This is a genomic window from Pseudoduganella sp. RAF19 (genome assembly GCF_052114165.1).
GTDB lineage: Bacteria > Pseudomonadota > Gammaproteobacteria > Burkholderiales > Burkholderiaceae_D > Rugamonas.
This window is the reverse complement of record NZ_JBFREF010000001.1, coordinates 480,630-488,753: the sequence shown is the minus strand read 5'-3', so window position 1 is coordinate 488,753 and position 8,124 is coordinate 480,630. Positions and strand designations below refer to the sequence as shown.

Below are 8,124 nucleotides of genomic sequence, written 5' to 3'. Positions count from 1 at the left end.
TGCGATACTCAAGGCAGGCGCTGGAAGCCTTCGGCGTGCACCACCCAGCGGCCGTTATTCGGGAAGCCTGGCGCAGGACGGTCCGGTGCGCCATCCCAGCCGCCAGCCATCATGGCCACGGCAGCGAGCAAGGCGCCATTGCCCGGCAAGTAGACCGGCAGGCCGGTATTTGGATTGTGACCGGCCTTGGTGTAGCCGTTATTCGGGCCGTCCGTTTTGAGCAGCACGTCGACCGCTTTATCCGGCTCGCCCAGACGGGCGGCAGTCATGGCGATCATAGGATAGTCCCAGCCCCAGATCTTGGTGGCCCAGTCCCATTTCGTCAGCACGGCATCAAGCGTATTGCGCATGATGGCGCGGTCGACACCGTCGCCGGGCAGCTGGCCAAACGCCATCAGGAAGGATGGATGGTCGTGGCGGCTGTCGACATTTTCCCAGGTATCGGGATGCGATTCGAGGGCGACGTATTTGCCATCCTTCTGCGGCAAGGCGGAAAGATGCGTGCGGCGATTTTCCCAGTCCGGATTGCGCGGCATGCCAAGGCGTTCGCGCCAGCGCTGGGCGGTTTCCAGTGCCCAGGCCCAGTAGCTCAATTCGTAAGCCGGATTCTCGCTGCTCGATTGGTCGTAAATCTCCTGCGCGATCCACAGCGGCGGGCCGAGAACGAAGCGCTTGCCTGCCGCATCCCAGTTCAGCATGGATGCCATCGCGTCCGCCGTTTCGAAAACCAGCTCGTTATAGCGCGCCAGGGTTTCGTGTGTTGGATTGGCGCGGTACAGCAACTCGGCCAGATGAATGGCATGCGGCTGATTCCAGACAATGAGAGGATTGCCGCCGGGGCTTTCGCGTCCTTCCGGCCCGGTCATCTTCATCCAGCGTGCGCCCTTCAGGCCACGTTCCGCAGCGACGGCGCGTGCAGCCGGCAAGGTACGCTGGAACCAGCCCAGTGTGCGTGCGGTGTATTCAGGGCGGCCCCAGAGTGCAAAGTGTGCGGTGTGCCACCAGACCATCTCCGTGTGGTGCTTGCCGAACCAGGTGGCGGTGGTCAGGCCGCTTTCCTGTGCGGGGATCGTGTCGCCGAGCTGGATGGCGGTCAGGTATTCAGACAGCACCACGCGGCGTTCCAGTTCCGCTGCGCGCGGATCGGTACTGCCGCTGAAGTCAACGGCCGCGCCGGATTGCCAGAAGGCGCGCCAGTGTTCGGCGCTGCGCGTGAAGACTTGCTCACTTTGCTGGGCAGGTGCGCGGCCGTTCTGTGCGAAGGACACAGTCAGGTCGAGCGTGTCGCCGCCAGCCGAGGGAGAAATTTCAAAGCTGTGGGGACCGGAGCGCTTGATAGCCAACGGCGCGGCGCTGGCCAGGGTCATCGCATAGCGCGCGGCGTCGCGGCGGTGTTCAATTATCAGGAGGCGCGGGCTTTGCTCCAGCACCGTGCTGGTGTGCGTGCCCGACCAGTCCAGCGGCGGATTGTGCTTCACGCGGAAGTCGTAGCCGAAAGGCAGCGCGACGCGCACGGCGATGCGCCCGCTGGCCAGCAGCGGAGACTTGATGCGCAGGGCCAGCGTGTCGCTGCCGGGATCGACGGCGCTGCTGACGCTGACGGGCTGGCCGAGTAGCTGCACGCGGCTATCGAGCTGCCCGCGCCACATGTCGAGCTTTTGGTCGACGGACGTGACATCGGCGGCGGCCAGCGGGCGCGCATCGGCGCCGCCGAGCACAAAGCCGATCTGCGGCAGCGGCTGAACGTGCGGATTCAGACGCAGCCACTGCCCTGCCGGTGAATTCTGATTGGTCGGATAACCAAGCGTGCGTCCGTGCGCCGTGTAATCGCGGTTGGCATCGGAGAGCTTGTAGTGATTGGGATTCGCGTTCTCGTGCCAGGACCAGCGTGCCTGCGTTTCAGTCGGCGTGCCGGTCTTCCAGTACAGGTCCGGCAAGCTTTGCAGGCCGGTGACGTCCGCGGTAAAGGCGAAGCGTCCATTGCCCACGCTAAGCGGCGCCATGGTGTCGATGGAGTTCAAGCTTGGATTATGGCGGGATACGAGAGCTTGGCGGTCTATGCTGGCGGCTTGCGCGCCGGCGACGGCCAGGAACAAGGTGATACAGACGTAGCGATGTAGCGTCATGGATCGAAGGGAGAGAAATAAACTGCGGGCCCGTTCCCAGGCCCGCAGTGTCAGGACAAGTCTTTAGAACTTGTATTCAACGGAGAAGCGATACACGCGGCCCAGCATGTCGGCCATGCTGGTGATGTAGCCACCACTGTAGATGGTGTCTGCAGTCAGCGGCGGCCATTCCTGCGTGATGTTGTTGATACCGAACGAGAGCGTCACATTCTTATTGGCCGCATAGCTCATGTTCATGTTGTACTGGCTGTAGGAATCCACCTTGGTCATGGTGGACCCTGCACGCGGAGTCAGATCCGTGAAGCCGGTATTAAAGCGCTGCGACAGCGTAGCTTTCCAGTCACCATACTTATAGTTCAGCGACAGGGTGTGCTTCCAGCGTGGATTCAGCTGTGGCATGCCGGCCAGGCCGGAGTTCGGACCTGCGCCACCGTAGCGGCCATCGTTGGTGATGATGCCCACGTTCTGCAGCCATTCGCCGCCCTTCTCTGCCTGGAACTCATACTTCTGATACCAGGTGCCGTCCAGCTTCGCATCGAAAGTACCGAAGCTGGTTTTCGGGAAGAGGTAGCTGGCCGAAACGTCCGCACCACGGATGCGGGTCTGGCCGCGGTTCGCCTGGCTGGCCACGATATGGTCGATGGTGCCGTCGGCATTGCGCAGGATGTACTCCGCGTACTTGGCCGGGTTCTGCTGGATCTCGGCGATTGCCAGGGCACCCAGCACGTCGCGGATCTTCAGGCCCCAATAGTCAACGGTGATCGACAGATTCTTCACCGGCTCCAGCGCGAAACCGAAGGAGAAGCCACGCGATTTCTCAGGTTTCAGGAAGGAGTTGTTCGGCGACTTGGTCCAGTAGGTGGTGGTCACGTTGCAGACCTGGTCCGCGGTGTAGCCTGCCACCGGCTTGCCGGTGCCTGCCACAGTCGGCTGCGAGCTTGGGCACAGGACCGGATCGTCCATCACCTGGGTACGCACTTCCGGCGTCGCATTCTGAATGTCCATGATGGACGGCGCACGGAAACCGGTCGACACCGAACCACGCAGCACCAGCTGCTGAACCGGCTGGTAACGCGCAGCCAGCTTCGGATTGACGGTGGTCTGCTTCAGGTCATCGTAATGGTCGGCACGCACTGCGCCGTTCAGCAGGAACTTGTCGGTGATCGGCGCATCCAGCTCGAACATCAGCGAGGAGATCTGGCGCTTCACCTTCTTGCCCACACCCTGCGGCGTTTCGCCCACCAGGTCAGTCTGCACAACGTTGCCGGACTTGTCGATGTTGTAGCTGCCGTCAGCCTTCTTCAGCACGTAATCCAGCGGCGCATCGAAGCTGCGCGCCGAGTCCTCACGCAACTCGCCCGACACTGCCAGCGTCAGGTCACCGCCCGGCAGTTGCCAGATCGGGTGCGTCAGCGTGCCGTCGATGCTCTTGTTGTAGGCCTTGTTCAGGCGGTAGGTATAGTCCTGCGCTTCGATGCTGTTCAGGTAATCCAGGCCGGCCTGGTCCTGCAGTCCGAATGGATTCAGGATGCCTTTGTCGAAGCCCGCTTGGGCGGCGGTGTACAGGATGTAGCCATTGCCGGCGCGGGTGTCGCGCTTGGACTGGCCGTAGTTCAGGCCCACGCGATAATCCCAGCCAAACACTTCGCCTTCGGCGGTCAGCACCACGCGGTCGTTGGTCTGCTCGTCGTTACGATATGCGGGGCCAAGTTCAGCAGGGCCCCACTGGAAGTAGATAGGCCGGTTGTTCATGTTCAGGTTCGACACGGCGCCAGGAGTCTTGGACGAGTCGATGAACATGGTCGGCGTATTGGAGCCGGTATTGCTGCCCACCACCTGCACGGCCGGGGTGATGCCATTGCCCGGATAGTATTTGCTGCTTGGCGACAGCGAGTAAGTGGTGAATGGATTGGTGCTGCCCGGTACTTGCATGCCGCGGAACTTCTGCACGTTGAAGTCGGCGTGCAGCAGATCCAGGTCGATCTTGTGACCGCCCGGCAGATTCAAGCTTGCACGGCCGCTGACGGTGGTGATCTTGCTGCCGTCGGTCACGGCGGTCCAGTACAGCGGATTGCGTGCGCAGCCCGGCGCATAAGTCGGCGTTGCGGCAGTGCTCAGATTACCCAGGGTCGGGTAAGCGTATGGCGATGCGCAACCGCTGGCGAAATACGGGTTGTAGTTCGTATTGGCGGCGCGGGTGAAGCCGAAGTTGGCGATCGGCGAAGCATTGCGCGCGTCCGGCGTGATGCCCAGGCCGAGGGTCTGCAGGATGGCCGGATCATGCTGGTCAGGCCGGTCCGCCTGGAACAAAGCGCCCTTGTATTGATGGTCGACCGCGATGTAGGCGTTCCAGCCGTCTTCGTTCAGCTTACCCCAGCCCATGATGGCGCCGATGCTGGAAGTCTTGCCGCCGCCGCTCATTTCCGGCGTTGCGTATTCAGCCTTGATGGAAGCGCCCGTGTAACCGCGCTTGGTGATGAAGTTCTGCACACCGCCGATGGCGTCCGCACCGTAGATGGATGCAGCACCGCCGCTCAGGGTTTCAACGCGGTCCAGCGCCATGCGCGGAATCACGTTGACGGATACGTACTGGTCCTGCAGCGGCTCGTTCGCCATGCGGCGGCCGTTCAACAGCGTCAGGGTACGCATCGGGCCCAGACCGCGCAGGTTGGTGATTGGTCCGGCCGCGCCGGAATTGGTGCCGAGGGACAGCGATTGCGGCTGCTCCAGCACAAAGTCTTTCAGTTCGGTGTTACCCCGTGCTTCCAGGTCGCTGGACTTGGTGGTCATCAGCGGTGTTGCGCCTTCATCCGCCACGCGGCGGATCAGCGAGCCCGTCACCACCACGGCCTGGACTGGCTCAGCCTGGGTTTGGGTCTGAGCGTGCGCCTGGCCGGCCATTTGCAGGACAGCGGCAGCAACTGCCGATGCCAGCACGGCACTTTGGAGTTCGGGTCGGCGTGCAGAATTCATTACGTCTCCTCCTAATTGGTTCGATGATCTGGTCGATCACTTATTTTTTCTGGTACAACCAAATACTAAACTGGCCAGACCAATTCAACAAGAAGAAAATACAACACATCTGAATAAAGGGGGCTCTCCCATACAAACCGATGCAATGTGGCCGGACCAGATCGGCCCAGTCCGTTGCATTTTTGCCTCATCAGCTGATGCGGAGCGCGTTTAGACCGCGTTTACGCCAGGCCCGGCGCCTTTTACAAATTCTTTACTGGATCGCTGATAGTCTGCTGGTCATGCCAATCCTGCCCATGCAGCCATGATCCAAACCGGCACGCCAGACGATATACCGGCCCTGTTGGCGATCGAAAACGCCAGCTTTGAAGGCGACCGTTTGACGCGCCGCAGTTTCCAGCACCTGCTCAGCCACGGCAACGCCCTCACCCTGATCGAGACGCATGAGGAGCAGCCACGCGGCTACGTCATGCTGCTGTTCCGCGCGTCCAGTTCCATCGCGCGTATTTACTCCATCGCCACCCATCCGGACTGGCTGGGGCGCGGCGTGGCAGCCAACCTGGTGCTGGCCGCGGAGCGCGAAGGGCTTGCACGGGGCAACGCCCTGATGCGGCTAGAGATCCGCAAAGACAATCTGGCCTCGCAGCGCCTGTTCCGGTCGCGCGGCTACCGCATCTTCGACGAGTACCCGGCCTATTACGAGGATGGCGAAGACGCCTATCGGCTGGAAAAGTCCCTCACCCGTCATCTGAGCCCGGAGCGTCCGAACTCCAACTCTGGCGCGAAGCCTTCATGACGGAGAACCACAGCGGCTGCGGCGCGCACGGCCTGGCCCCGCCGGGTCGCGGGGGGCAGGCATCAAAGCAGTAGTAACCATTTATTCACGCACTCGTTCAAGCAACGGAAATCATGTCAAAAGCCCGAAGTAAGCTGCCCCTCATCATCGTTGAAAACCCGAAGGACTGGGAAGGCGAAGGCCGCGCCATCAGCGCAGCCGAATACCTGGACGCCAGCTCGCCTGGCATTCCATCCGACACAACGGTCGTCAACCTGTGCCGGGGCTATAAATATCTCTCCATCGGCTATTACTGCTCGCTGCTGGCGGAAGCGCGCGGCCACCACGTACTGCCTTCGGTCAAAACGATCAACGACCTGTCGCGCAAGGCCATCTACAGTCTCGATACCAGCGAATTGAATGAGGCGCTGAACGCCCTGCTCACCGAGCATGACGAAAGCACCATGCCCACCGAGTTCGCCATGGATATCTTCTTTGGCCAGACCAGCTACAAGCCGTTGGCTCGTCTGGCGCGCCAGATCTTCGAAACCTTTCCCGCTCCGGTCCTGCGCGTGGAATTCGTGTATGACGACGAGTGGCAGATCCAGTCGCTGAAGGCCCAGCACATCGGCTCACTCAACGAACGCCAGGAGGGCCAGCTCGCCGATATCCTGGCGGCCTTCGACGATGGCCTGCTGCCGAACGCCGTAGCGCGCAAGCGTCCGCGCTACCAGATCGCGATGCTGCACAATCCGGACGAAGAGCTCCCACCCAGCAATCCGGAGGCGCTCGAAGCCTTTATCCAGGCGGCCCGCGACCTGGGTATGCAGGTAACGCTGATCGAGAAAAAGGACTATTCGCACGTTGCGGAATACGATGCGCTCTTCATCCGCGAAACGACGGCCATCAACCATCACACCTATCTGTTCGCCAAGAAGGCCGAGAGCGAAGGCCTGGTGGTGGTGGACGATCCCGTGTCCATCCTGCGCTGCACCAACAAGGTCTACCTGGCCGACCTGATGCGCCTGAACGGCATTCCGACACCGCGCACCCGCGTATTGTGCGAGGAAGACATGGACGATGTCAGCGCGCTGGAGGAACAGCTTGGTTACCCGATGGTGATGAAGATTCCGGACGGCGCTTTCTCCCGCGGCGTGATCAAGGTGGCAAACCGTGAAGAGTTTTGCGACAACGCCCTGAAGCTGTTCAAGCAGTCGTCCTTGATCCTGGTGCAGGAATATATGTACACTGAATTCGACTGGCGTATCGGCGTGCTTGACCGGAAGCCGCTCTTCGCCAGCCAGTATTTCATGTCCAAAGGCCACTGGCAGGTCGCCAAGCGCGACGCCAACGGCAATGCGGAATTTGGCCCGGGCTGCGCGGTGCCACTGACGGAAGTTCCGGCGGACCTGCTGGATTATGCCGTGCGTGCCGCCAACCTGATTGGCGATGGCCTGTATGGCGTGGATATGAAGATGACGCCCAATGGTCCGGTCGTCATCGAGGTGAACGACAACCCAAATGTGGACGCCGGCATCGAAGACGGCATCCTGCGCGGAGGCTTATATCGCACGATCATGCAAGTGTTTGCCGATCGGCTCGACCGCCAGTATCAGGACATCCAGTCGCTGCGTAAAAGTGCGTAGGCCGCGATATCGCGCGGTTCTTCGGCGACGATCCAGCGCTCCCGCATCGTCCCCTCGCGGCGGAAGCGCAATTGCTCAAGCAGTTTGATGGAGGCGTGATTGCGCGGCTCGACTTCCGCCTCCACTCTGTTCAGGCCCAGGCCAGTGAAGCCATATCCCAGCATGGCGGCCAGCGCTTCCCTTCCGTAGCCAAAGCCCCAATGCGGGCGGGCCAGGAGATAGCCGAGCGTCGCGCGCCGGCACAGCGGCATTAACTCGTACAGAGCACAGCTTCCTACCAGGCTGCCACTATCGCGGTGTTCGATCGCGAGATGAAGGCTGCGTCCGTCGGCATAGTCCTGGTGCGCTTCAGCTATCGCTGCGCGGGCTTGTGCAGGCATCATCCAGGCCTCGTGGCTCCAGTAGCGCATGACGTCAGGATCGCTGTACAGCGCAAACAGGGCAGGTGCATCGCGTGCATCGAGCGCCCGCAGAATCAGGCGTTCGGTCTCAATTACTGGCGGCTTCATCACGGCAGGATACACCGCAAGCGACAGCTTATGTACCTGCTTATACGCCGCGTTTATGCGGCGCCGCCAAGTTTTTCGATCTTTTTTACGAGGCG

5 protein-coding genes are annotated in these 8,124 nt (G+C 61.4%); 2 read left to right on the top strand and 3 right to left on the bottom strand.

Annotation, left to right across the window (positions count from 1 at the left end):
* Positions 1-8: 8 nt before the first annotated feature.
* Both AB4Z19_RS02395 and AB4Z19_RS02390 read right to left on the bottom strand, forming a co-directional pair.
* Positions 9-2,126, bottom strand: coding sequence for a hypothetical protein (locus AB4Z19_RS02395; RefSeq protein ID WP_442034130.1), 2,118 nt, complete (start codon positions 2,124-2,126; stop codon positions 9-11).
* A 63-nt stretch (positions 2,127-2,189) separates the two neighbouring features.
* Complete coding sequence (locus AB4Z19_RS02390; protein WP_442034128.1) at positions 2,190-5,099, bottom strand: TonB-dependent receptor plug domain-containing protein; 2,910 nt, start codon at positions 5,097-5,099, stop codon at positions 2,190-2,192.
* Between the two features lie 304 nt (positions 5,100-5,403).
* On the opposite strand from AB4Z19_RS02390, the gene AB4Z19_RS02385 reads away from it, so the two are divergent.
* Entirely contained in the window at positions 5,404-5,895 is a 492-nt protein-coding gene (locus AB4Z19_RS02385; protein ID WP_442024501.1) for a GNAT family N-acetyltransferase, read from the top strand.
* A 113-nt stretch (positions 5,896-6,008) separates the two neighbouring features.
* Positions 6,009-7,520, top strand: a complete 1,512-nt coding sequence (locus tag AB4Z19_RS02380) for a RimK family protein (RefSeq protein ID WP_442024503.1) — start codon at positions 6,009-6,011, stop codon at positions 7,518-7,520.
* Here AB4Z19_RS02380 and AB4Z19_RS02375 read toward each other — a convergent pair.
* On the bottom strand, positions 7,487-8,029 hold the full coding sequence (locus AB4Z19_RS02375; protein ID WP_442024505.1) for a GNAT family N-acetyltransferase: 543 nt from the start codon (positions 8,027-8,029) through the stop codon (positions 7,487-7,489). The two genes, AB4Z19_RS02380 and AB4Z19_RS02375, sit on opposite strands and share 34 nt — an antisense overlap.
* Positions 8,030-8,124 lie beyond the last annotated feature (95 nt).